The sequence below is a fragment of the Caballeronia sp. LZ019 genome, assembly GCF_031450825.1.
Taxonomy (GTDB): domain Bacteria; phylum Pseudomonadota; class Gammaproteobacteria; order Burkholderiales; family Burkholderiaceae; genus Caballeronia.
On record NZ_JARTVZ010000003.1, the window covers coordinates 676072 to 700727 of the forward strand.

The 24656-nt window shown below is 63.7% G+C and carries 18 protein-coding genes; 14 read left to right on the forward strand and 4 right to left on the reverse strand.

Features of this window, described 5'->3' with window-relative positions; translation table 11 throughout:
- Window positions 1-18: 18 nt before the first annotated feature.
- Window positions 19-846 (forward strand): ABC transporter permease, encoded by an 828-nt coding sequence (locus tag P9255_RS11575; RefSeq protein WP_309767598.1) that lies wholly within the window; start codon window positions 19-21, stop codon window positions 844-846.
- Here P9255_RS11575 and P9255_RS11580 read toward each other — a convergent pair.
- The 4 genes from P9255_RS11580 to P9255_RS11595 all read right to left on the reverse strand — a co-directional run bounded on the left by P9255_RS11580 (window position 797) and on the right by P9255_RS11595 (window position 4713).
- The gene (locus tag P9255_RS11580) at window positions 797-1741 is read right to left on the reverse strand and encodes a LysR substrate-binding domain-containing protein (RefSeq protein ID WP_309767595.1); all 945 of its coding nucleotides are present in this window, start codon (window positions 1739-1741) and stop codon (window positions 797-799) included. The genes P9255_RS11575 and P9255_RS11580 overlap by 50 nt on opposite strands.
- A 60-nt stretch (window positions 1742-1801) precedes the next feature.
- Window positions 1802-2593 (reverse strand): phytanoyl-CoA dioxygenase family protein, encoded by a 792-nt coding sequence (locus P9255_RS11585; protein ID WP_309767593.1) that lies wholly within the window; start codon window positions 2591-2593, stop codon window positions 1802-1804.
- A 156-nt stretch (window positions 2594-2749) separates the two neighbouring features.
- Window positions 2750-4411 (reverse strand): cation acetate symporter, encoded by a 1662-nt coding sequence (locus tag P9255_RS11590; RefSeq protein ID WP_309789506.1) that lies wholly within the window; start codon window positions 4409-4411, stop codon window positions 2750-2752.
- Complete coding sequence (locus tag P9255_RS11595) at window positions 4408-4713, reverse strand: DUF485 domain-containing protein (protein ID WP_309767590.1); 306 nt, start codon at window positions 4711-4713, stop codon at window positions 4408-4410. Before P9255_RS11595 ends, P9255_RS11590 begins: the two co-directional genes overlap by 4 nt.
- Window positions 4714-5042: 329 nt before the next feature.
- Here P9255_RS11595 and P9255_RS11600 point away from each other — a divergent pair, with 329 nt between their 5' ends.
- From P9255_RS11600 to P9255_RS11660, 13 genes are all read left to right on the forward strand, one after another.
- Window positions 5043-6119 (forward strand): M4 family metallopeptidase, encoded by a 1077-nt coding sequence (locus P9255_RS11600; RefSeq protein ID WP_309767589.1) that lies wholly within the window; start codon window positions 5043-5045, stop codon window positions 6117-6119.
- Window positions 6120-6162: 43 nt separating this feature from the next.
- Window positions 6163-6468, forward strand: a complete 306-nt coding sequence (locus tag P9255_RS11605) for a protealysin inhibitor emfourin (RefSeq protein ID WP_309767588.1) — start codon at window positions 6163-6165, stop codon at window positions 6466-6468.
- Window positions 6469-6720: 252 nt separating this feature from the next.
- On the forward strand, window positions 6721-9636 hold the full coding sequence (locus tag P9255_RS11610) for a bifunctional glycoside hydrolase 114/ polysaccharide deacetylase family protein (RefSeq protein ID WP_309789507.1): 2916 nt from the start codon (window positions 6721-6723) through the stop codon (window positions 9634-9636).
- Complete coding sequence (locus P9255_RS11615) at window positions 9611-13426, forward strand: tetratricopeptide repeat protein (protein WP_309789508.1); 3816 nt, start codon at window positions 9611-9613, stop codon at window positions 13424-13426. The genes P9255_RS11610 and P9255_RS11615 overlap by 26 nt, the downstream gene beginning before the upstream one ends.
- Before the next feature lie 50 nt (window positions 13427-13476).
- Complete coding sequence (locus P9255_RS11620; RefSeq protein WP_309767584.1) at window positions 13477-14013, forward strand: penicillin-binding protein activator LpoB; 537 nt, start codon at window positions 13477-13479, stop codon at window positions 14011-14013.
- A gap of 5 nt (window positions 14014-14018) precedes the next feature.
- Window positions 14019-15425 carry a PelD GGDEF domain-containing protein gene (locus P9255_RS11625; RefSeq protein ID WP_309767583.1) on the forward strand — a complete coding sequence of 469 codons (1407 nt, stop codon included), beginning with the start codon at window positions 14019-14021 and terminating at the stop codon, window positions 15423-15425.
- Window positions 15412-16455: a sugar ABC transporter permease gene (locus P9255_RS11630; protein WP_309767581.1), complete on the forward strand. Its 1044-nt coding sequence runs from the start codon at window positions 15412-15414 to the stop codon at window positions 16453-16455. Before P9255_RS11625 ends, P9255_RS11630 begins: the two co-directional genes overlap by 14 nt.
- Window positions 16452-18029, forward strand: coding sequence for a GT4 family glycosyltransferase PelF (pelF, locus tag P9255_RS11635; protein WP_309789509.1), 1578 nt, complete (start codon window positions 16452-16454; stop codon window positions 18027-18029). Before P9255_RS11630 ends, pelF begins: the two co-directional genes overlap by 4 nt.
- Window positions 18030-18042: 13 nt before the next feature.
- Window positions 18043-19413 carry an exopolysaccharide Pel transporter PelG gene (pelG, locus tag P9255_RS11640; protein ID WP_309767577.1) on the forward strand — a complete coding sequence of 457 codons (1371 nt, stop codon included), beginning with the start codon at window positions 18043-18045 and terminating at the stop codon, window positions 19411-19413.
- A 260-nt stretch (window positions 19414-19673) separates the two neighbouring features.
- A complete protein-coding gene (locus tag P9255_RS11645; RefSeq protein WP_309767575.1) occupies window positions 19674-21125 on the forward strand; it encodes a tyrosinase family protein in 1452 nt (483 codons plus the stop codon).
- 204 nt (window positions 21126-21329) lie between these two features.
- Window positions 21330-22343, forward strand: a complete 1014-nt coding sequence (locus P9255_RS11650) for an NAD(P)-dependent alcohol dehydrogenase (protein ID WP_309767573.1) — start codon at window positions 21330-21332, stop codon at window positions 22341-22343.
- Window positions 22344-22412: 69 nt separating this feature from the next.
- Window positions 22413-22700, forward strand: a complete 288-nt coding sequence (locus P9255_RS11655; protein ID WP_309767571.1) for a hypothetical protein — start codon at window positions 22413-22415, stop codon at window positions 22698-22700.
- Window positions 22701-22884: 184 nt separating this feature from the next.
- On the forward strand, window positions 22885-24567 hold the full coding sequence (locus P9255_RS11660) for an FAD-dependent oxidoreductase (RefSeq protein ID WP_309767570.1): 1683 nt from the start codon (window positions 22885-22887) through the stop codon (window positions 24565-24567).
- Window positions 24568-24656: the final 89 nt, after the last annotated feature.

Genomic DNA, 24656 nt, shown 5'->3' on the forward strand with positions numbered 1-24656 from the left:
GCATTCGAAGGAACGTTCATGCAAGACAAACGCAACACGGTGCTGACGGAACGCATCGCCGCGCGCTGGGTGCGCTTGCATACCGCGCTCGTGCTGTTCTTCCTCATCGCGCCGATTCTCGCGATCATCCCGCTCTCGTTCAACTCGGGCTCGTATTTCTCGTACCCGATGCAAGGCTTTTCGCTGCGCTGGTATCAACAGGCGCTGACGAGCGCGGACTGGCAGCGTGCGCTCCTGAACAGCATCGGCATCGGCGCGGCATCGACGCTCATTGCAACGTGTCTCGGCACGCTTGCCGCGCTCGGTCTTTCGCGCGCGCAGTTTCCGCTACGCTCGGTCATCATGCCGATCATCATCTCGCCGATGATCGTGCCGATCGTCGTCGTCGCGGCGGGCTTCTATCTGATCTTCGCGCCGCTCGGTCTCGTCAATTCATATCCGGGCGTGGTGCTCGCTCATGCGGCGCTCGGCACGCCGTTCGTGGTCATCACGGTGACGGCGTCGCTGCTATCGTTCGATCAGAGCCTGTTGCGCGCTGCATCAGGGCTCGGCGCATCGCCGTGGACCGCGTTCAGGCGCGTGACCTTGCCGCTCATCACGCCGGCAGTGGCCACGGGCAGCGTATTCGCGTTCGCGACATCGTTCGATGAAGTCATCGTCATTCTGTTCATCGGCGGACCCGAACAGAAGACCGTGCCCCGGCAAATGTGGAGCGGCATTCGCGATTCCATCGATCCGTCGATTCTCGCCGTCGCGACCATGCTGATCGTATTCGCGGTGCTGCTGTTCGCGAGCATCAACTGGCTGCGGGCGCGCGCGGCGACGGCAAGTCAGGCGCTGGCGTGAGCATCTTCTCCGCATAATCGACGAAGCGGCGCGCAGGCGTGGTCAGCGGATTGCGCTTCAGCCACGCCGCGACGAGCCCGGAGCGCGCTACGTCCTCCACGATTCCCACCGCGATTACTTCGTTGCCGTCATAGGTCAGCGACGAAGGCGGCCGCGTGACGAGCAGCGAATAGCCGAAGCCCTGCCCCACCATGCCGCGCACGAGCTCCAGCGACGGCGAACTGAACGTGACACGCGGCGTGAGCCCGAACGGCTCGAACAGATCGACGAAATAGTCGCGGCTCGGCGCGACGTCGAGCAGAATCAGCGGCTCCTCGTATAGCTCGAAGAGACTGACCTTCGCCTGCCCCGCCAGACGATGCGACGCCGGCAGCAACACGTAAGGGCTTTGCGGACGCGTCAGCAGATGCGTATCGATAGCGGCATCGAGACCGAGGTCATAGACCATCACGAGATCGAAGCGGCCGCTAAAGAGCCCTTGCAACAGCTCGTCCTGATCGCCGTCACGGACGCGAATCTCGATGCCGGGATAAACCGCGTTGAAGCCGCGAATCAGCGATGGAAGATAGAGCGGCGCAAACGTCTCGAAGCAACCGATATCCACGCTTCCCGACGCCACGTCCGCTTCCGCCAGCGCGTTCTGTTCGAATTCCTTCGCGCTGCGCAAGAGTTCCTTCGCATGTTCATAGAACCGCGCGCCCGCTGGCGTCAGCGATACCCCTTGCGCGTGGCTGCGGATAAAGAGCTGCGTGCCGAACCCTTCTTCAAGCCCTTTGATCGCAGCGGATACGGACGGCTGCGCAATATAAAGCTGCCGCGATGCCTCCGCGACGCTGCCATGATCGACCGTTGCAACGAAATACCTGAGCTGACGCAGCGTGAAGGAAGTGGCCATGCGTGCGCGAATCGATAGGACCGGGAGAAGTGATGGTATCAGGCCGCCCCGGTCTTTCCATCACGCAACGAATGGAAACTCTTGCTCCGGCAGCGGATCGCCGTGCGCGAGCTTGCCCGCGAGATGCTTGTAGGGCGGTGAAGTCTCGCCGCCGCGATCGACATAAACGGCTTCGTCGCCGAGCCATCGGAACGACACCACGCGGCGCGAATTACCGGCCTGCCGGTTGCCCGGCGCGCCATGCACCGTCAGGAAGTCGAACGCGATTGCATCGCCGGGCTGCAAATCCCAGCCGAGAATGTCGTATTCCTCGCGGCGCCCTTCGATATCCGGCATGTCTTCGAGGCCATCGGCGCTGCGGTCGTAAGTCACGCCGGTGAACTTGCGCGGCCGAAAGAGCTTGCCCCAGCGATGCGAACCCGCCACGAATTCGACGCACGTATCGCGCGGAACCGTATCGAGCGGCACCCACATGCTCACGCTCTGCCGTGCGCTCACGCAGTAATACGGCTCGTCGTGATGCCACGGCGTCGGCTTGTCGGCACCGGGTTCCTTGACGAGCACATGCTCGTGAAAGATGCGCGCACGGTCGGATTGCATCAGTTCCCGTGCGATGCGCGCGGCCGGACTCTCTTCGACGAAGCGTCGAAACGGCTCGATGCGTTGCCAGTTGCAATAGTCGCCGAAGAAGCGGCCTGTGCTTTTCCCCGCCGTATAGTCGCGAAAATCCGGACCCGGCTGTGCAACGTTCATTGCGACGCCTTCACGCAGCGTCGGAATCCATTCCGCGAACACGCCGCGCAGCACGGCCACGCCATCGCGTGCGAACGCTTCTTTCTCTTCTTCGAACATGTGATTCTCCCTTTGAGGAAATCGCCGATGTTCGACAAGCGTGTCACGACATATTGCCTGGGGAAATAATGAAAAACCTATAACCGCTAAAGGAAAATGCTTAAGCGCGGCCAGCAATCTCTTGCCGGCCGCGCTGCTTGCCAACTAACTCATGCCTTAGTGACTCGCGCCTTCCGCCGCGCCGATGCCCGTTTCCGAACGCACGGTCTGTGCATCGAAGCCGGCCTGATCGATACGAGCGCGCGCGGACCGGTCCGTGACCGAGAAGAGCCAGATGCCCGCAAAGCCGATCGCCATCGAAAACAGCGCGGGCGATGCATACGGGAATGGTGCATCGGCGAAATGGAACACATCCACCCACACGGCTTTCGACAGCACCGTCAGCACCACCGCCGAAAGCAGGCCCAGAAAGCCGCCGAGCGCCGCGCCGCGTGTCGTGCAACCGCGCCACAACACGGACATGAACAGCACCGGGAAGTTTGCCGAGGCTGCGACCGCGAACGCGAGCGACACCATGAACGCAATGTTCTGCTTCTCGAACACGATGCCGAGCACGACCGCCACGAAGCCGAGCACGATGGTCGTCACGCGCGACACATGCAGTTCGCTCTTGCTCGACGCCTTGCCATGCTTGAACACGGTCGCATAGAGATCATGCGATACCGCCGATGCCCCCGCGAGCGTCAGGCCCGCGACCACCGCGAGAATCGTGGCAAACGCCACCGCTGAAATGAAGCCGAGGAACACGTTGCCGCCGACCGCGCTCGCAAGATGCACCGCCGCCATGTTGGTCCCGCCGAGCAGCTTGCCGCCCGCATCCTTGAACGCCGGATTGGTGGACACGAGCACGATCGCGCCGAAGCCGATGATGAAGGTGAGGATGTAGAAGTAACCGATCCATGTCGTCGCCCAGAACACCGACTTGCGCGCTTCCTTCGCATTCGGCACCGTGAAAAAGCGCATCAGGATGTGAGGCAGGCCAGCCGTGCCGAACATCAGCGCAATGCCGAACGAGATGGCCGAAATCGGGTCCTTGATGAAGTTGCCCGGACCCATGATCGACGCCTTCTTTTCGTGAACGTCGACCGCTTTGGCAAACAGCGCCTCCGGGCTGAAGTTGAATTGCCACAGCACCATGAACGCCATGAACGACGCCCCCGCGAGCAGCAGGCACGCCTTGATGATCTGCACCCACGTGGTCGCGGTCATGCCGCCGAAGAGCACGTACACCATCATCAGCGCGCCGACGATCACCACCGCGATCCAGTATTCGAGTCCGAACAGGAGCTTGATGAGCTGTCCCGCGCCGACCATCTGCGCGATCAGGTAGAACGCCACCACGACCAGCGTCCCCGATGCGGCGAACGCGCGAATAGGCGTCTGCCTGAAGCGGTACGCCGCCACATCGGCGAACGTGAAGCGGCCGAGATTGCGCAGCCGCTCGGCCATCAGGAACGTGATGATCGGCCAGCCGACGAGAAAGCCGATCGAATAGATGAGACCGTCGTAGCCGTTCGTGTAGACCGCAGCCGAGATGCCGAGGAACGACGCCGCCGACATGAAATCGCCTGCGATCGCCAGGCCGTTCTGGAATCCGGTGATGCCGCCGCCCGCCGTATAGAAGTCGGAAGCGGAGCGCGTTCTCTTAGCGGCCCATTTGGTGATGAAAAGCGTCGCCACGACGAACGCGATGAACATGCTGATCGCGGTCCAGTTGGTGGCCTGCTTGACTGCCTGGCCGAGATCGCCGCCCGCGGCGAACGAACTGGCGGAGGCGCCGGCGAGCGCGCTTGCGGCAAGGAGCTGTCGAGCTTTCATTGGACCTCCCGCTTGATCTTGTCGGTCAGGTCGTCGTACGTGCTGTTGGCGTGACGCACGTAGAGGCCCGTGATGGCCACGGTGAAGACGATCACGAACAGGCCGATCGGCATGCCCCACGTCATCACGCCCGCGCCGATCCTCGATGCAAGCAGGTCCTTGTCGAACGCGATCAGCAGCACATAGCCGTAATACACGATGAGCACGAGGGCCGTCAGCGTCCAGCCGAGCGTCGAACGTTTGCGGACGAGTTCGCGATAAGTCGCGCTCGCCTTGATGGTCTCGGCGACCTGAACATCCATGATGTGTCTCCTGCCAAGATGATGTTTGCGCGCGCGATGCGTGACCGCTGAATCTTTTCTTTGCGCTGACGCCTAAGGTACGTGCGCCGGCTTACCCGTTTCTTACGCAAAGGGTCCGCGGATGGCGGGGTTTACGCGGGGGGCAGCATCGGTCAACGCTATCCGGCGTGATGACTGCGCGCGAATCACGTATCGTTGCAGGCAGCACTGCAAAGCATCGTCATGAAGACGCGCGGCGTGCGGCGCGCGGGGACCCGATCGACCGTTCGGTCTCGCGTAGCCATCGTGCGCCGAATCCGTCTCGCTCACTCGAAACCAGGGAGAAGACCATGTGCAATCACGCCCGGCATGAACGAGTTCATCCGATCCACTGCATTCTGCCGCCGCATATGCTCAAGGAGATCGCGAAAAAGGGCACGCCGCAGCAGCGCTCGCTCGCCGTCGAAACGCTGAGCGCCGACCACACCTTCCGGCAGATCCGCTCCGTGCAGGCGGCGCTGATCGCGCCGAGGCGCGGCGTGCACGCGGCTCCGGCCGCCGCGGCATCGGCGCAGCGCAGCATCTACACCGCGAACAACACGGAGACCCTGCCGGGCACGCTGGTGCGATCGGAAGGCTCGCCCCCATCCGACGATGTCAGCGTGGACGAAGCCTACGACGGCCTCGGCGCGACCTTCGAGTTCTATCTGAAGGTGTTCGAGCGCAACTCCATCGACGGTGCGGGGATGCCGCTCATCGGCACCGTGCATTACGGCGTCGAGTACGACAACGCGTTCTGGAATTCGCAGCAGATGGTGTTCGGCGACGGCGACGGCACTTTGTTCAATCGCTTCACCATCGCACTCGATGTGATCGGCCATGAACTCACGCATGGCGTCACCGAACACGCAGCCGCGCTCGCGTATTCAGGTCAATCGGGCGCGTTGAACGAATCGGTGTCGGACGTGTTCGGCGCGCTCATCAAGCAATATGCGCTGAAGCAGACGGCGAGCGAAGCCGACTGGCTGATCGGTGCGGGGCTGCTCACGAGCGGCGTGAACGGCGTCGCGTTGCGTTCGATGAAAGAGCCCGGCACCGCGTACGACGATCCCGTTCTCGGCAAGGACCCGCAACCCGCCGACATGGCGCACTATGTTCAGACCGCGCAGGACAACCACGGCGTGCACATCAATTCGGGCATCCCGAACCGCGCGTTCTGCCTGGCCGCGCTCGACATCGGCGGCTATGCGTGGGAGAAAGCCGGCCGCATCTGGTACGAAACGCTCAACGATGAGCATCTCAAGCCGAACGTCAACTTCAAGGCCTTCGCGAAGCTCACGGTATCGAACGCGGGTCGTCTGTACGGCGCGGGCAGCGCCGAGGCGAAGGCCGTCACCAAAGCCTGGGACACGGTCGGTGTATTGTGAGCCGGTGCGCTTTACTTCGGATCGCATGCAGAAGGAGTTTCCTGTGCACGCTGAACTGATCATCGACGGGGGCGTCGGCTTCTTTCCCGGCCTCGCACGGCCCATCGTCATCGACGAAAACGATCTGTCGCCCGCCGAGCGCGAAGAACTTTCGCGTCTCGTCTCCGCCGCGCGGGAGCAGCCGGCTGCCGCGCCGCGGGCCGCAACCCGGCCGGTGCCGGACGGGCGGACGTATCGCATCATCATCGTTTCGGGCGATGGGGACATCGAACTGGGATGCGCCGATCCGTCCGTGCCACCGGCCTTCTCTGCGCTGATGGTGTTCATCAGGCAGCACGGGCGTCGGTGAATACTACCGGTCGCGTTGTAAGAGCGCGATGGTTCGTCCTCACCGGATACCGCACGCCTCGACGCACCGCTTATGACGCGTGCAGGCATCCAATTTGCTCAGACCAATCGCGAGTCGCGAGGACATCGCACGTCCAGTGCACATCACCGAGAGCGCCGCGAAGGCCCACGATATGAGACGACACCGCATTTCATTCGATCAAGCCGCATCTCACGCAGCCGACGCGCGCCGCGCCGGCGATCACGCCGCCTGATGCTCGCGCTGTCACGCGGTATCGGACGCACGCTCGCGACGATGCTCGCGGCCGCGCTCGCGATGACGCTGCTCCCCGCAAGCGCCGACGAAGGCGCGCGCGACCCGTCCATTGCGCTCTTTTACGGCTCGCCCGTGCCGGTCGGGCAGTTGTCGTCGTTCGATGCGGTGGTCGTCGAGCCGGACAGCGGCTTCTCGCCTTCCACGCATGCAGCCTCATCCGCTCAGTCCAGATGGCTCGCTTACGTGAGCGTCGGCGAAGTCACGCCCGCGCGTGCGTACTACAAGGACATGCCGCCCGCGTGGCTGAAGGGCAGCAACGCGGCGTGGGCCTCGCGCATCGTCGATCAGACCGCGCCCGGATGGCCGCAATTCTTCGTCGATCGCGTGATCGCGCCGTTATGGGCGCGCGGTTATCGCGGCTTCTTTCTCGATACGCTCGATTCGTATCAGGCCATTGCCCGCAACGATGAAGAACGCGCGCAACAAGAAGCCGGCGTGGTGGCGGTCATCCGCGCCATCAAGGCGCGCTATCCGGACGCGCGGCTCATCTTCAATCGCGGATTCGAACTGATGCCGCGCGTGCACGACCTGGCGTATGCGGTCGCGTTCGAATCGCTGTATCGCGGATGGGACCAGGCGAACAGGCGCTATGTCGCGGTGCCCGAAGCCGACCGTCAATGGCTGCTCGCTCAGGCGCGCACGCTGCGCGAGCGTTATGCGCTGCCAGTGCTGTCCATCGATTACTGCCCGCCTTCAGATCGCGAGTGCGCGCGTGACGCCATCGACAAGATCAGGCAGCAAGGGCTCATCCCCTACGTAACGGATGGCGCGTTGCAAACCGTTGGCAGCGGAATTCCGAGCCGGCCTGACGCGAGTGCATCGCGCACGATTCTCGTCGTTCAGGACGTGCAGCCCGGCGCGAATCTCAACGTGACGCCGGGCGTGCGTTTCGTGTCCATGCCGCTCAACTGGCTCGGCTACCGCGTCGAATTCGCCGATGTCGCGAAGCCTTTGCCCGAAGGCGACTTGTCGAAGCGATACGCGGGCGTCGTCGTCTGGCTCGATTATCCGGCGCCGGACCCGTCCGCGTTTCGCGACTGGCTGGAAGCGCAAGTCGATCACCGCACGCCTGTCGCGATGCTGACGACCTTCGGCATCGACATGAGCGGCGAGCTTGCGCGCAAGCTCGATCTCGAACCCGTCGCGGGGCGTCCGGGCAAACGATTGCGCGTTGAATCGATGGATGCGTCGATGATGGGCTTCGAAATGCAGCCGCAACCCGATCCGCACGATACGGCGAACGTTCGCGCCGGTGCGCGCAGTCGTTCGCTGTTGCGGCTTGCGTCGGCGGATGCGGGCAACGACTTCGCAATCGATGCCGCCGCGATCACGCCGTGGGGCGGCTATGCGATGCGCCCCTTCGCCGTCTTCGACATGCCGATGGCCAATCAGGCGCGCTGGGTACTGCAGCCGATACGCTTCTTTCGCGCGGCGCTGCGCCTTCCCGACGACATGCCCGCCCCCGACCCGACCACCGAGAACGGGCGGCGCCTGCTGATGACGCATATCGACGGCGACGGTCTCGCCTCGCGCGCGGAGTTCGACGTGAACGGCGGACCGATGAAGGTATCGACCAACGCCCCGCCGCAATACTCCGGCGACGCGCTCTACAACGTCATCCGAAAGTTCGGGCTGCCAACTACCGTTTCCGTCATCGAAGGCGAGATATCGGACGACGGACCCTACAGGAAGGATGCACCGCGCCTGCGCGCGATCGCGCGTGAGCTGTTCGCGCTGCCGAACGTCGAAATGGCGAGCCATACTTATACGCATCCGTTGCAGTGGATGCGCGTGACGGGCCTCGGCAAGTCGAGCGGCGACGACACCGCCGAGGGCGGGGGCCGTGCGAACTACAACGGGCTGTCGATCGACATTCCCGGTTATCGCTATGACACCGACCGTGAAATCGGCGGCTCCATCCGCTATATCGACACGCTCGCGCCCCCGGCCAAGCGCGTGAAAGTGCTGCTATGGAGCGGCGACTGCCAGGTGCCCGCGAGCGTCATCGAGGCTGCGGACAAGGCGGGCGTCTACAACATGAACGGCGGCGACACGCTCATCACGAAGCGTTACCCGAGCTGGACGGCGATTGCGCCGCTCGGTGTGAACAAGGACGGCTATTTTCAGGTGTTCGCGCCGAATCAGAACGAAGAGCCGTACACCGATCTGTGGCATGGACCGTACTACGGCTATCGGCGCGTGCTCGAAACGTTCGACATGACGGAGACGCCGATCCGCTTCAAGCCGGTCGATGTCTATTACCACATGTTCTCGGGCACCAAGTACGCATCGGTGAAGACGTTGTCGGAGGTGTATCGCACGTTGTCGGCGCAGCCGCTCATGCCCGTCTATGCATCCGAGTATGCCCAGAAAGTGCTGGATTTCCAGCGCATGGAAGTCACGCGCGATGGCGACTTCTGGCGCATTCGGGGCAACGGCTCCCTGCGCACCGTGCGGCTGCCCGACGACCGCGTGCCCGATCTCGCGAGCGCAGAAGGCGTGATCGGATTCAAGGCGGGACCGGGCGGCGTCTACGTCAGCCTGAGCGGCGGGGAGGCGCGCTTTCGCATTGTCAACGCGGCGCAAGCGGCGAAGATGCCGTATCTCGCGGAAGCCAATGGCGTCGTCGATCGCTTCACGCGAACTGCGCAAGGCTTCGTTTTCGAACTGACGTCGCATGTCGCGCCGCATTTCGCCATCGGCGGCGAGGCGCGCGCGGGTGCATGCGTCGTCCGGGCGAATGGGCGTGCGCTTCTTCCCGCCATCGCTCAGGGACGGCGCGTGTATTCGCCGCCCGCATCGAAGCGCAACGAATCGGATGCCGTCCATGTCGATGTCGTCTGCGCAAGCTGATCGCCAGCGGCTTTTCTCGCCGTTCGTCGTGGCGGCTTTCGGGCTGCTGGTCACGCTGATGCTCGTGCTCGCGTTCCCGCGCGAGCGCTTGCAGGAGCGTCTGCTGCGGGGCCGCGAGGTGGATACGCTGACCGTCGCCTATCTGGAAGCGTGGCTGCGTATCGAACCGGATAACACCGATGTGCTCAACGAATTGACGCGCGAGTATCTGAAGGCGCAGCGCATCGCGGACGCCCAGCGGATGCTCGCACGGCTCTCCGTCTCGAGCGATCCACATGCGCAGCTGCGGGCGCTGAAGGTGCGGATCGAACTCGCCGAGACAGAGGCGTATGCGCTCGCGCCCGGCGATCCCGCTCGTCGCGCGCGGCTGGCAGAACTGCGTGCATTGCTCGACGAAACGATCGGCAAGCCGTGGGACGCAGCCGAGCTCGAAGCGTTCGCAGCGAAAGCGCGTGCGCTCAACGACGGCGCGCTCGCGGGGCGATACTACGAGCGGCTCGCGCAAATGAAGCCGGACGAGGCATCGCGCTGGCTCACGCAGGGCGCACAACTGAAGCTCGCCGCGGGCGATCACGTGGGCGCGGCGAATGCGTTTTTTGCGGCGCAGACGCATGCCAGGACACGCGACGACGAACGCCGCTTGTTTCTCTCGGGCGTGCAGGCATTGCAAGCGGGCAACCGCCTCGCCGATGCGCTCGTCGCTGCGGATACGCACATCGGATCGCTCGGACGCGATCGGGAAACGCTGCGCTATCTGACGAAGCTCGCGCTCGCGGCGGGGCGGCCCGACATCGCGGATCGATACGCAAAACGCCTGCTGGACATGTCGGCGCGTAAGAACGCCATGCGACTGGCGGCGCTCGAATCGGCCCGCCCCGCGCATGACGCACGGTCGCCACGATTTACGATCTGCGCCCATGCCTGCATGAACGGCGGCGCCGAGCAGACGCGCATCGCCCGTATCGCCGACGAGAAAGCGCCTCCCGATCCCGCCGACTTCGAACTCGGCTTCAGGGTCTTTCTCGCCAACGGCGATCTCGCAGCCGCGCAACGCGTCGCGCAAACGGCGGTCGATCGCGATCCGGCATCCACCCAATGGCGCGAAAGGCTGGCTCAGGTTGCCGAGTGGAATCGCGCGCCGAATGTCGCGCTCGCCAACTATCTCGTGCTTGCCCGCATGCACGGCGACGACAAGTACTGGAAGCAGGTCGAACGCCTCGCCCCCGGCCTCGGCGACAACGACGCGATGCTTGCCGCCGCCATTCACGAGTCCGACCGCGCGCCGGGCGACATGAAGCAGCTCGATCGCGTCGTGAGCGCCTACGAAGCAGAGGCCGACCCGGACGCCGCACTCGACTTTCTGCAAGCGCGTGCAAAGGGTGCGTATCGCCGGCAAGTGCTCGAACGCTACGCGCGTCTCGCCGAACGCAAGGGCGACGACGATCTCGCCATGACCACTTACGGACAGCTAATCAATGAGTTCGGTCCCGATCCGTCGTACGCGCTGAAACTCAGTCTCATGTACTACACGCGCGCTCGTTTCGATCGCTCGCTTGCGGTGCTCGATGCTGCGAAGAACAACGCCAGCCCGCAGAACGGCGACTTCTGGCGCTTCTACGCCATGATGGCCACGCTGCGCCAGCAGGACCGGAAAGCGCGCGAAGGGTACGACAGACTCGTCGAAGGCGGCCAGGCTTCTCCCGACGATCTCACCGCGATGGTTTCGCTGTACGACGACGAGCCGCTCGAAGCGGGACGCATCGCCGAGTTTGCGTATCGCCGCACGGGCCGCGAGCGTTTGCTGGAACTCGCGATCTACGATTATCTGAGAGCCCGCGCGACCGCGCGCATCGGCGCATTGCTGGCATCGCTCGATCCAGCCGCGCGCGAGGAAGCCGAGCGCTCGCCGCGCTTCCTGCTCGCGCGTGCACAGTACCTTCGGCGCGCAGGCGACCCTGACGGCGCACTCGCCGATACCCGCGCGGCGCTGGCTATCGCCCCGGGGGATCAGGAAGCACGCGCCGCGCTGCTCTGGGCATTGAACGAGCGCGGCAGCGATGCCGAACTGCGAGCCGCCCTCGCCCGCTACGCGCGCGCCGCCGAACGCGACAGCGCGCTATGGGCGCCCTACGCGGCCGCCTGTCTGCGCCTCGGCGATGCGCGCGGCGCGCTGCACATGATGCACAAGCAGGCCGCAACGCGCCGCGACGATCCCTTGTGGGCGCTCGGCTACGCGGATGCACTGGAACTGAACGGCCGTATCGACGATGCATGGCGCGTACGCAATGCCGTATGGCGCACGCAGATGGCGTTGCGCGCATCGGGCAAGCAGCCGGCCATGCTCGACGACGAGCAGCGCGAAGACCTGCGCGGTCGCATGGTGGGCCTCACCGACCAGTTCGCAGGCGGCGATGCATCGCGGCGAGTGTTGATCGAATTGCTTCGGGAAGACGACGCATCCATCGGGATAACGAATCAACGCGCCACGGCGGACGATGCCATGCAAATCGCGGCACATCGGGAAGAGAAGAAGCAGCGGCTCTATTCCGCAGTGGCCCGCGAAGCCGCGCTCGGCTGGCTGCAATCGCACGACGCCTATGACGCCGAAAGCCTGTGGCTCTTGCGCCAGTACATCGACAGTGCGACGCGCCCCGTCTATGCGGAAGTGACGATCGCGCTCGCGGAACGCGACCGCACGACATTGAACCGCTTGCTCGATACCGAGGCCGACTGGATACCGCGTCAGAACCGCCTCGATGCGGAAGCCGCGACCGGCCGCTTCGGCGACGTCCAGACCCACGCGTACGAACAGCAGTTCGCGCTGCCCGACGACGAGATCGTCAATCAGATACTGCGCGAGCAACTGCTGCGCAACGCGCAGGCCATCGCGCCGCACTTCAGGGTTGTCGATCAGGGCGGGTTGTCGTACACCGAAACCGGTATCGGCGCGGGCCTTCGACTGTCGCCGACGCAATCGCTTGCGCTCGATTACGCCGAGCGCAATCAGCACGGCGATGACACGCTCGTCAACGTGCCGCGCCACGATCGCCAGTTGTTGCTGACGTGGCGGCATCTCGGCCTCGACGATAGCGAGCGCGTGAGCATGGGCCGCCGCAATGCACTCGATGACTTCACGACGTTTCGCGTCGACGGGACGCTGTTCGAGCAGCAAACGCTTGGCTTCAACTATGCCCTCGGCGTCAATCAGGCGGCGACCGAGACGAGCCAGTTGATCGTCGGCGGGATGAAGGACCTCGTGAGCGTGGGCTTCAACTATCGCCCGGACCCGCATGTTTTCGTGGGCGGCCGCGTGGAATACGACCGCTTTCATGGACAGGACCGGTCGTTTCTCGGCACCGGGACGGTAGTGGACTTCAACGCAGGCTACAAGCTGCGCGCCGATTACCCCGACTACACGATCCGTGCGGTCTTTACGCACGGGCAGTACAGCGCGTCGGGCAATCCCGGCGGACAACTGGCGCGCCTGTTGCCCGCCGGCACGCCGCTGACCGCGAGCCAGTTCATGCCGCAGTCGTTCACGCAGGAAGGCGTGCTGTTCTCTTTCGGCGACGATCTCCCCGAGGGCTACACGCGCGCCTGGCGGCCATTCTTCGCTGCCGGACCGATCCACGATTCCAACCAGGGCTGGACCGCGCAAGTGCGCGTGGGATTCGCGGGCAGCGTGTTCGGCAATGACCAGGCGCTCGTCTACTACGAGCATGCCGGCGCGACGGCCGGACGCACGCAGGCGTTCACCGAGTACGGCGTGCGATATCGCTGGCTCTATTAACGACGCTCGTTTGAACATACATCGGATACCGAATCAATCGGAGAGCACATATGAGAGTGTCACGACGTTTTGAAGCCGCATTGGTGAGCGCATGCGCGTTGCTCGCGCTCAACGCATGCGCGGTGATGGATCACAGCGACACTGCCGCCGCCGCGCTCGACAAGAACGCAAGCTGGACCGTATTGCCGATCGCCAATCGCACGGAAACGCCGCAAGCGGGCTTGCGCGCATCGGCGATTGCGCAGAGCCTGCTGGCATCGCACGGAATGCAGCTCACGCGATACCCCGATACCGGCGACGAAGAAACCCTCTTCGATACCGCGAAGCCCGACGCGAACGCCAGGGCGCTCGCCTGGGCGCGGTCGCAGAACGTGCGCTACGCGTTGACCGGCGCCGTGACGGAGTGGCGCTACAAGGTCGGCGTCGATGGCGAGCCGGCCGTGGGTCTGACCTTCGATGTCGTCGATGTGGCGAGCGGCAAGGTCGTCTGGAGCGCGGCGGGCAGCCGCACCGGATGGAGCCGCGATGCGCTGTCGGGCGTCGCGCAGAAGCTCGAGAAGTCGCTTCTCGGCGCGTTGACGAAGTAGCCGCCATGGGCGTCATGAACGATAGCGGCTCGCGACGCCAGCGCGCCGCGCAAAGCGGACAGTCCGTCGCGGGCGACATGCCGTGGGCGCGTGTCTTCGCGCCATCGGGCATCTCGCGCAGACGGGCCGCGTTCATCGCAATGGAAGTCGTCGTCGCGACCATCGCGCTGCTCGCGCTTTGCTGGTTCGTCGATCCGGCAGACCCGCTCCTCTCCCGCACCGGCTTTGGCTGGGTGTGGCTCGTGCCGGTCGTCTTCGCATTGCGCTACGGCACGCTCGCAGGCACGGCGAGTGCGCTGTTGCTGCTGCTCGCGTGGCATGCGCCTCAGTGGTACACCGGCACGCACGGTCATGCCGCGTTTCCGGGCGGCTTCTTCTTCGGCGGCTTCGTGCTCACGTTGCTGTGCGGACAATTCGGCGATATCTGGATCGGACGTCAGCGGCAAGCGCGCATTGCGAACGACTATCTCGCCGAACGGCTGTCGATTCTCACGAAGAACCAGTTCCTCTTGCGCCTGTCGCATGAACGGCTCGAACAGGACGTGCTCGCGCGGCCCGCGACCTTACGCGACTCTCTTGCGCGCCTTCGTTCGCTCGCGCTCAACGACGAAGACGATGGTCCACTGCAAGGCGCCGCGCGCTTTCTCAGGACCGCGGCACAAGCGTGCCAGTTGGAAGCGGCAAGCCTCTTCGCATGGACTGGAGACACCGTTGCGACGACACCCGTTGCAAGCGTCGGCGAGCCCTTCGAACTCGATGCGAACGATCCGCTCGTCAGCGAGGCGCTCGACAAGCTCGTGCTCACGCATCCCGAATCGAATGCGACCGGCGCCGGCACGCGTTATCGCGCGGTTGCGCCTTTGCTCGATGCAGCCGGGCGGCACGTCGCACTGCTCGTCGTGGAACGCATGCCCTTTCTCGCGATGACCCGCGACAACCTGCAGTTCCTGCTGGTGCTGTGCGGCTATTACGCCGACAGCGTGCGCCATGCCGAGGTGAGCAGGTCCATCCTTCAGGCGTTTCCCCGTTGTCCTTATGATTTCGCGCTTGACTATGCGCGGCTCGTCCATCTGCTGCGTGACACGGGCGTGGAATCATCACTGGTTGCGCTCGTCTTCGATACCACCGAGTTCGGCGCATCGCTGCATGAACATGTGCTGCGCCTGCGACGCTCGCTCGATGCGCAGTGGCCGATCATCACGCCAGCGCGACGCGTCGTCCTCACGCTGATGCCGCTGTCCGGCGAAAGCGCGGTGGCGGGTTATCTTTTGCGAATCGAAGAGAATCTGCGCGCGCAGTTCGGTGCGGACTTCGAATCGGCGCATGTTGCGACGCATGCGATGCGTCTCACCGCCGATTCGCCCGTGGACGCGCTGCATCATTTTCTGAGGCTCTGTCATGTGGAAGACTGAGCGCGTCATCGTTGCACTTGCATGGATGGCGGCGGTGTGTGGCGTCGTCGTTCAGGCATGCGTGTTCGTGCTCGCCGCGCACGGCGGCCCGCCGACGCGCGTGCTGCTCACGTGCCTTTCGATGCAGGCGATCGCGGCCGCACTGATCGCGTTCGCATGCTGGCGTGCGTTGCCGCAGCGGTATCGCTCGAAAGGCGCGTGGTGTTATCTGTGGCTGCTCAACTTCGCGGTGCCGGCGGGCGGCGCGCTGGCCTCCGTCGGCGCAATGGCCGTTGCGCTTGCATTGCCGCGTCGAGCGCAGGCGCGCGACATTGCCTACGTCGAAGAGCCCGAGTTCGCGACGCATCTGATCCCCCACGTGTCTTACGGGCGCGGTGCGCGGCTGAAGGCCGAACTGCAGAACGCCGAAGCGGTCACGTCGCTGCGCATGACCGCCCTGCTCGCAATGCAGTCGATGCCCGCGCATACCATCAGTCCGCTCCTGCGCGGCATGCTGGCCGATCCGCTCGACGATATTCGCCTGCTCGCCTACGGCATGCTCGACAGTCAGGAAAAGCAGCTCACCCAGCGCATCCTCGCGCAACGTCCCAAGCTCGCAATGCAACTTTCGCCCCGGGAGCGTTATGAGGCCAACAAGACACTCGCCGAACTTTATGGCGAACTCATCTACGCGCATCTCGTTCAGGGCGATGTCTATCGCAATGCAGCCGATCAGGCCGACGCCTACGCCGCCGCTGCACTCGATATCGATCCCTCGGACGCCGCGCTGTGGCGCATGCGCGGACGGCTCGCGCTCGACCGCGGCGACCTCGATGCGGCGGACAATCTGCTCGAGCGTGCCATCGAGCAGGGCTTCGCGCGCGATCGCATGTTGCCCTATCTCGCGGAGGCGGCGTATCGGCGCGGCGATTTCGCACGCGTGAAGACGTTGCTTGCGCAGATGAGCCCGTCCGCAATCCTGCCCGTGATGAAGCCCGTGCTCGACTATTGGCGCGGTTCGCTCGCCACGCTCCGCAAAGGCCCGACATGAACACCGTTGCCCCTCCCGATGCAGCATCCATCAAAACATGGCCTGCGCTCAGTACGGACTTGCCCAAAGCCTCGCGCGCCGATGTGGTGCTGTTGCTCGAAGGAACATTTCCGTACGTGAGCGGCGGCGTATCGAGCTGGGTCAACCAGATGATCCGCGCCTTTCCCGATCTCACGTTCGCGCTGTGCTTCCTCGGCAGCCGCCCGCAGAATTATCCGAAGGCGTCGTATGCGCTGCCGGACAACGTCGTGCACCAGGAGAATCATTTTCTCTACGACTTCGAAGCCGCCCCTGAGGCCGAGAAACGCCGTGGCGATCGCGAAGCCTTCGCGCGATCGGCGGAACTGCACGAAGCGATGCGCAATCCGGCCATGCGCGCCGCCGCCGGCTCGATGCTGCGTGACATGCTCAAGGAGCTCGCGCCCGACGGCCGTCTGTCGGAACGCGAATTCCTCTATTCGCACGAGGCGTGGAAGACGATCACCGAGCAGTATCGCGAGCGATGCACCGACCCTTCCTTCGTCAACTATTTCTGGACCGTACGCGTGATGCACAAGCCCTTGTGGCTGCTCGCACGCATCGCCAATGACCTGCCGGATGCAGGCGTTTATCACACGGTATCGACGGGATATGCGGGCTTTCTCGGCGCACTCGCCCACTTTCGCACCGGACGGCCGCTGCTTGTTTCGGAGCACGGCATCTATACGAAGGAACGCAAGATCGACCTGTTTCAAAGCCAGTGGATACGCGACAACCGCAGCATCTTCGAGCGCGACGTATCGCAGGTCGGCTATTTTCGCGACCTGTGGGTGCGCTTCTTCGAGACGCTCGGACGCGTGTGCTACGACGCGGCGGACGACATCATCGCGCTTTACGAAGGCAACCGTCAGCGGCAGGTCGCCGATGGTGCGCCGGCTCAAAGGACCGCGAGCATACCGAACGGCGTCGACTTGCCGAGGCTCTCCGCGCTGCGCGCGAAGCGTGCACCCGGCGTGCCGAAGACACTGTGCCTGATCGGCCGCGTCGTCCCGATCAAGGACATCAAGACCTTCATTCGCGCGATGCTGACGGTCGTGCGCAAGGAGCCGGACGCCGAGGCATGGATCGCGGGACCCGAAGACGAAGATGCCGAATACGCACGCGAATGCCGCAGCCTTGTCGAAAGTCTCGGACTCGAAGGCAAGGTCAAGTTTCTGGGCTTCCAGAAGATCGACGAGCTGTTGCCGAAATGCGGGGTTCTCGTGCTCAGTTCGATATCCGAAGCATTGCCGCTCGTCGTGCTGGAAGGATTCGCGGCGGGCGTGCCTTCCGTGACGACCGATGTCGGCTCGTGCCGCCAGTTGATCTACGGCTTGCCGGGCGACGATGCCGCGCTCGGAGCGGCAGGCCGCGTCGTGCAGATCGCCGATCCGCGCGCACTCGCCGATGCCGCACTCGATCTGCTCGACGAAGAGAACTGGCGCGCCGCGCAGGCAGCGGGCATCGCGCGCGTCGAACGTTTCTATACGCAGGAGCGAATGGTCGGCGCATATCGCACGCTATACGAGCGGCTGATCGGCCGCGCAAACGACTGACACGGGGATCGTCATGGCGGGAATCGGCTTCGAACTGCGCAAGATGCTCCGGCGCGATACGCTCGTCGGACTCATGCAGGCCTATGCGTATGCGGGCCTCATCAGCGCCGGACCGTGGATACTGTCGATCATCGGCATGCTGCTGATCGGCATTCTGAGCCTGCCGTTCGTGCTGCCTACCGGACTCATCACACAGTTTCAGGTGTCGGTCACGTATTTGATTTCCTTGTCGCTCGTCCTGACGGGGCCGCTGCAACTCGGCTTCACGCGCTTCACGTCCGACCGCCTCTTCGAGAAACGCGGCGACATGGTGCTGCCGAACTACCACGGCGCGGCGCTCGTTGCGACAATCGCCGCGATTCTGTTCGGCGGACTTGCCGTCGTTCTTCTGTTTCCGCAGCAGCCGGCGGCGTACCGAATGCTGATGCTCGCCGGCTTCGTCGTGATGAGCAACATCTGGCTGGCCACGATCTTCCTGTCCGGCATGAAACAGTACACGTCCATCTTGTGGGTATTCTTCATCGGATATTCCTTGACGGCGGGCGCGGCCATCACGCTCAACCTATTCGGATTGACGGGATTGCTCGGCGGATTCGTGTTCGGCCAAACGGTGCTTCTCGCGGGACTGTTGACGCTGATCTATCGCGACTACACGAGCGATCGCTTCATCTCCTTCGAGTTCTTTTCAAAGCGATACCGCTACCCGACGCTGATGGCGACGGGTTTTCTCTACAACCTCGCCATCTGGGCCGACAAGTTCATGTTCTGGTATGCACCGGGCACGGGACAGGATGTGATCGGACCGTTGCGGGCATCGATCATCTACGACATTCCCGTTTTTCTCGCTTATCTCGCGATCATTCCCGGCATGGCGGTGTTCCTGATGCGTATCGAAACCGACTTCGTCGAGTATTACGACGCGTTCTATGGCGCGGTGCGGGAAGGCGCATCGCTGCAGCATATCGAACGCATGCGCAACGCGATGGTCGAGGCATTGCGCAACGGACTCTATGAAATCGTGAAAGTGCAGGCGACCGCCGCGCTTCTCCTCTTCGCGATCAGTACCGCGCTGCTCGGATGGCTGCGCATTTCGGCGCTTTACTCGCCGCTGCTTTATATCGATGTGATCGCCGCCAGCCTGCAGGTGTTGTTCATGGGCGTGATCAACGTGTTCTTCTATCTCGACAAGCGGCGTGTGGTGCTGGCGCTCGTCGGCCTGTTCGTCGTATCGAACGTGGCGCTGACGGGCGTGACGCTCGCGGCCAACCCCGGATGGTATGGCTACGGGTTCGCGGGGTCGCTGCTGCTGGTGCTGCTCGTCAGTCTCGTGTGGCTCGATCGCAAGCTGGACATGCTGGAGTATGAGACGTTCATGATTCAGTAGCCGACGGCGCTGAAGCGCTTCTTCTGAAGATTGCTGCACCGTCTTGCATGACGCGAAAGCCGTAATCACATTGCTCTGTCTGTTCGTTAGCCCACATTCCATTCGTTCGCTATTCTAAAGACCGGATTGCTTGTTCGCGAACGTCGTCCATACTTCTTCTGCCCACTGTGGAGGGCGAGTCCGTTGCGTGGGCCTTGCGGCAGTGCGGCGGAAGCCAGTCGCTAACTCTACCTGGCCTTTCCACGTTCATGAGGTTTCGTATGGACTCCACTTCGATCAAGCGGCGCGCGTTCGTAAAGGGAACGGCGTCGGCGCTCGCGCTCGCATCGCTTCCCAAACTGGCCGGGGCCGTGACGACGCCGGTCGTCAGGCTCGAATGGCAGGCGTTCAAATCGACGACGCACTACGCATCGTTTCTCAACGCCGTTCGAACGATGAAAGGCATGACCGATGCGAGCAAGCCGGCATCGTGGCAATACTGGGTCAACGTCCACCGCAATTATTGCCCGCATAGCGAGCCGTACTTTCTCGCGTGGCATCGCGGCTATATGTATTACATCGAACAGCAGCTCAAGACCACGTCGGGCGATACGGGCCTGACGCTGCCCTACTGGGATTACTACACGTACCCGGTCATTCCATCCGAATTCACCGATACGGCGAGCGGCAATCCGCTGTATGTGTCGCGCGTGAACTCGAACGTTTATCAGGCGCTCGATCTCAGTCCGTTCGCCTCGACCGTGGTCAACATGCAGCGTGGCACCAGGAACGCTTTCGAAACGAAGTTCGAGAATGCACCGCACAATCCGGTGCACGACATCATCGGCGGCTATATGGGGAACATCCTGACCGCGCCGATCGATCCGATCTTCTATCTGCATCATTGCAATATCGACCGCCTGTGGAGCGCGTGGGAACTGCGCTCCACGAGCAAGGTGCCCGCTGCTACGAATAGCTACTGGAGCGGCAGCTTCACGTATGCAAATAGTCTTACCATGGCGAAGTCGAAGACGCGCATGGTGTCGAACCTCGGCTACACGTATGCCAACAACAGCATGCCGGTTGTATTGCCGCCGCAAGCGCAACGTGGAGGGATCGTGCGAGTACAGGCGCAGGTATCGTCGATTCATGGACGGCCGCAAGCCGGCACGTTCACCGCAACGCCGGGCCGCAGCATTTCCGCGACCCGACGCTCCCTGGGCGGCGTCAGGGGCGTGGGGCTCGGCAATGCGTCCTTGAGCGCCGTCATTCCGCTCGCGGCCACGAACGCGACCGCGCTGAAGGACGTGCTCGCATCGTCGCCGGCCACGACGCTCGACGAGTCATCCGAAGCGCCGCAAGCGGCGGGTCCCGGAAAGGCGTCACTGCGCCACGTGAAGCTCGTGCTGGACGGCCTTGCCATAACCGCTGCCGGGCAGAACGGCGGCTTCTTTTACAACGTCTATCTCAACCTTCCCGCAACCGGCGATGTCGATGCCGTGAAAGGCGATCACTTCGTCGGGACGCTGGGCGCATTCGAGATTTCGACGGCCACGCATCACGGCACAAACATGATCGCGTTCGATGTGACCGAGCAACTCGCGCGGCTCGGCGTGGGCAACCCGAACCAGCTCGTGGTGTCGTTCGTGCGCGTGAGCGGTCTCAACGCGCCGAAGGGCAACGTCGTGTCGGTCGATGAATTGCGCGTCGAGCTGAGCGCGGACGGGTCGTGATGACGCGGCGCTCCGAGAGGCCGCGTCGCCGTCAGTGGCGGGCATTCTTCATGCAAACCGACAGCGCGGCTCGCGCGATCGAGCGACCTCCCGCTCAAACATAGTCATCAGGTCCGCCAGTTGCACGAAACGCAGCGTTTGCATCATGCATGCAAAATGCAACTTCATCTATTTTTAGCCAACGTTTCGGCAAAGGAGAACCTGATGAAGGCATTCGCTATCCGCGCGCCCGGCGGGCTGGACAAGCTCGAAATCCGCGACATCCCCGATCCCGGCCAGCCCGGGCCGGGTCAGATCCGCGTCGCTTTGCATGCGACATCGCTCAATTTTCACGATCTGCTCGTCGCGAACGGGACGATTCCGACCGCCGATGGCCGCGTGCCGATGTCCGACGGTGCGGGAGTGGTCGAAGCGGTCGGCGATGGCGTGACCGAGTTCGACGTTGGCGACCGCGTCGTGTCGTGCTTCTTCCCACAATGGACGGACGGCCTGCCGCAAACCGAAGTCGGCAATTTCGCGGGCACGCCAGGCGACGGCATCGACGGCATGGCGGCGATGCACGTCGTTCGCGCAGCCACCGCGTTCACGCACGCGCCACGCGGCTGGACTCACACCGAAGCGGCGACCATCACCACGGCGGGCCTCACCGCGTGGCGCGCGCTCGTGGTCGATGGCGCGCTCAAGGCCGGTGATACGGTGCTCGTGCTCGGCACTGGCGGCGTATCGATAGCGGCGTTGCAGATCGCGAAGACGATGGGCGCGCAAGTCATCGTCACATCATCGTCGGATGAAAAGCTCGCGCGTGCGAAAACGCTCGGGGCCGATCACGCCGTCAACTACCGCACGCATGAGCAATGGGGCGGGCTCGTTCGTGAATTGACCGGCGGACGCGGCGTCGATCATGTGATCGAAGTCGGCGGGCCAGGCACGCTCGCACAGTCGATCGAAGCGGTGCGCGTGGGCGGCCATATCGCCCTGATCGGCGTTCTGACGGGGCGCGAAGGCACCGTGCCGACGTCGTTGTTGATGGCGCGCCAGGCGAAGCTGCAGGGGCTGATCGTCGGAAGCCGGCGCGATCAGCAAAACTACGTGCGCGCGCTCGAATCGAACGACATCCGTCCCGTCATCGATCGAACCTTTTCTTTCGACGCTCTCCCCGACGCGTTCCGGCATCAGGAAAGCGGCGCGCACTTCGGGAAAGTCTGCGTCGAGTGGTAAGGGCTGCCGCTCGGGCCGGGCGGCACGCGCATTGCAGGCATCGTGCATCGACATGAAAAGGAGTCAGGCATGATGAGCAAGCGCACTCGTACCCTGGTAATGATGCTGTCGGTCGCCGGCGCCACGGCCACCATTGCAACGACGTCGTCCTACGCCGCCGAAGCCACCGCACCCGGTCACCAGCAACGCAACGAAGGCGCGGGTGTGCGCGGCGGGCAAAGCGCTCAGAGCGGTCAGGGTGCGAGTCCCCAAGGCGGTCAGGGCGCGGCGACGCAGATGGGCACGCCTCCGGCTCAGTTGAAGCGTGAGGAAGAAGCGCGGCAGCGCGGACATGCCTCGGGCGCAGCGGCGAAATAAAGGAGCATTTGCGTAGAGCCGGCCTTGCGCGAGCTTTCATGAGTCGCAAGGCCGCTTTTCATGCGCATTACATTTCGCTCGCGGCTCTCCTATGATGAGGAAGCGCGCGTCGCAACGGCAATGAACGAACGGCTTCACAGCCGGACCGCGCGCTGTTCAATCCATCGCCGGAGAGCAGAGTTCCATGAGCACGCGTTCGACCGACAGCGACGACGCCAGCGCACGCGATCATCCGCGCTATGCGCAGATGTTTCCGGTGCTATCCGCAGCCGATGTCGAACGCCTGCGCCGCTTCGGCGCCGCCGTGCATTACACGAAAGACTCGTTTCTTTATCGCGCGGGCGGCACTTGCCCCGGCGTGTTCGTGCTGCTGTCGGGCAGGGTCAGAATCGTTGCCCGCGAAGGGTTGCTGCGCGAACGCGTGATTCACACCTACACGATGCCCGGCGAGTTCACCTCCGATGTCGCGCAGCTATCGGGCAAGCCCGCCGTCGTCGACGCTCACGTCCTTGAGGATGTCAAAGCAATTCTTCTGCGTCCGGACGTGCTCAGAGCGGTCATGGTCTCGGAAGCGGATCTCGGCGAGCGCATCATGCGCGCACTGATCCTGCGGCGCGTGCTCGTGTTCGAGCGCGGACACGGCGTCGTGCTCGTCGGCGCATCGGGCAATGCGAGGCTGCGCGCCTTGCAGAACTTCCTGAGCCGCAACGTCTTTCCGAGCGTCACACTGGACGCCGGACACAACGCCGAAGCACTCGCGCTGCTCGAACGTCTGACGCCGCAGCCCGACGACTTCCCGCTCGTCGTGTGCCCGAGCGGCACCGTGCTGCGCAATCCGGATGAAGGACAACTGGCGTCATGTCTCGGCCTCGTGCCCGACTTCGATCCCGCGCACGTCTATGACGCGCTGATCGTCGGCGCGGGACCGGCGGGACTCGCTGCAGCCGTATATGCGGCGTCCGAGGGATTGTCGGTCGCGGGCATCGATTGCCGCGCGCCCGGCGGACAGGCAGGCAGCAGCTCGCGCATCGAAAACTATCTCGGCTTTCCGACCGGCATCACGGGACTCGCACTCGCGGGGCGCGCCTTCGTGCAGGCGCAAAAGTTCGGCGCGCATATCGGCATACCATGCGAAGCCGAAGCGCTGCACTGCGATGCTGGCGCGCTCGCCGTCGAACTCAGCGATGGCCGGCGTATCGCCGCGCGGACCGTGGTGGTCGCGAGCGGTGCGGATTATCGCCGGCCGGAAGTCGATGACCTCGCGCGCTTCGAAGGCAGCGGCGTCTATTACTGGGCGACGCCGATCGAAGCGAGGTTGTGTCGCAAGGAGCCGGTCGCCTTGGTCGGCGGCGGCAATTCGGCAGGACAGGCCGTGGTCTATCTCGCGTCGCATGCCGAGCACGTTCATCTGTTTTTTCGCGGTGCGAGTCTCAAGCACAGCATGTCGCATTATCTGGTCGAGCGGATCGCGGCTTTGCCCAACGTGACGCTGCACGCGCGCACGGCGCTGACTTCGCTGCAAGGCAATGCGCGTCTCGAATGCGTGCGTTATCGCAATCCCGACGGCATCGAATGCGCGCTCGATACGCATCATCTCTTCGTGTTTATCGGCGCTCAGCCGCGAGCGTCCTGGCTCAAGGCATGCGGCGTCGCACTGGACGCCAAGGGCTTCGTGCTGACAGGCGCAGACGTTCCTGGCAACGACGCTCGCGTCATGTCCCTGCAAACGAGCATCCCCGGCGTGTATGCCATCGGCGATGTGCGCGCGGGGTCGATCAAGCGCGTTGCATCGGCGGTCGGCGAAGGCGCGGCGGTCGTCGCGCAAATTCACGCTTATCTCTCGATTCGTTCGGCGGTTAATTCATAGGCATGGCCCGTGCTGTGTCCGGGTCATGAAAATCGTATGCGTTGCCTGGGGTTCCATGCTGTGGAATCTCAAAGGCTTTCCAATTCGTG

Bases quoted from the DNA above. Each gene is read 5' to 3' on its own strand.
- P9255_RS11575 (WP_309767598.1), top strand. From the start codon at position 19: ATGCAAGACAAACGCAACACGGTGCTGACGGAACGCATCGCCGCGCGC.
- P9255_RS11580 (WP_309767595.1), bottom strand. From the start codon at position 1,741: ATGGCCACTTCCTTCACGCTGCGTCAGCTCAGGTATTTCGTTGCAACG.
- P9255_RS11585 (WP_309767593.1), bottom strand. From the start codon at position 2,593: ATGTTCGAAGAAGAGAAAGAAGCGTTCGCACGCGATGGCGTGGCCGTG.
- P9255_RS11590 (WP_309789506.1), bottom strand. From the start codon at position 4,411: ATGAAAGCTCGACAGCTCCTTGCCGCAAGCGCGCTCGCCGGCGCCTCC.
- P9255_RS11595 (WP_309767590.1), bottom strand. From the start codon at position 4,713: ATGGATGTTCAGGTCGCCGAGACCATCAAGGCGAGCGCGACTTATCGC.
- P9255_RS11600 (WP_309767589.1), top strand. From the start codon at position 5,043: ATGTGCAATCACGCCCGGCATGAACGAGTTCATCCGATCCACTGCATT.
- P9255_RS11610 (WP_309789507.1), top strand. From the start codon at position 6,721: ATGCTCGCGCTGTCACGCGGTATCGGACGCACGCTCGCGACGATGCTC.
- P9255_RS11615 (WP_309789508.1), top strand. From the start codon at position 9,611: ATGTCGATGTCGTCTGCGCAAGCTGATCGCCAGCGGCTTTTCTCGCCG.
- P9255_RS11620 (WP_309767584.1), top strand. From the start codon at position 13,477: ATGAGAGTGTCACGACGTTTTGAAGCCGCATTGGTGAGCGCATGCGCG.
- P9255_RS11625 (WP_309767583.1), top strand. From the start codon at position 14,019: ATGGGCGTCATGAACGATAGCGGCTCGCGACGCCAGCGCGCCGCGCAA.
- P9255_RS11630 (WP_309767581.1), top strand. From the start codon at position 15,412: ATGTGGAAGACTGAGCGCGTCATCGTTGCACTTGCATGGATGGCGGCG.
- pelF (WP_309789509.1), top strand. From the start codon at position 16,452: ATGAACACCGTTGCCCCTCCCGATGCAGCATCCATCAAAACATGGCCT.
- pelG (WP_309767577.1), top strand. From the start codon at position 18,043: ATGGCGGGAATCGGCTTCGAACTGCGCAAGATGCTCCGGCGCGATACG.
- P9255_RS11645 (WP_309767575.1), top strand. From the start codon at position 19,674: ATGGACTCCACTTCGATCAAGCGGCGCGCGTTCGTAAAGGGAACGGCG.
- P9255_RS11650 (WP_309767573.1), top strand. From the start codon at position 21,330: ATGAAGGCATTCGCTATCCGCGCGCCCGGCGGGCTGGACAAGCTCGAA.
- P9255_RS11655 (WP_309767571.1), top strand. From the start codon at position 22,413: ATGATGAGCAAGCGCACTCGTACCCTGGTAATGATGCTGTCGGTCGCC.
- P9255_RS11660 (WP_309767570.1), top strand. From the start codon at position 22,885: ATGAGCACGCGTTCGACCGACAGCGACGACGCCAGCGCACGCGATCAT.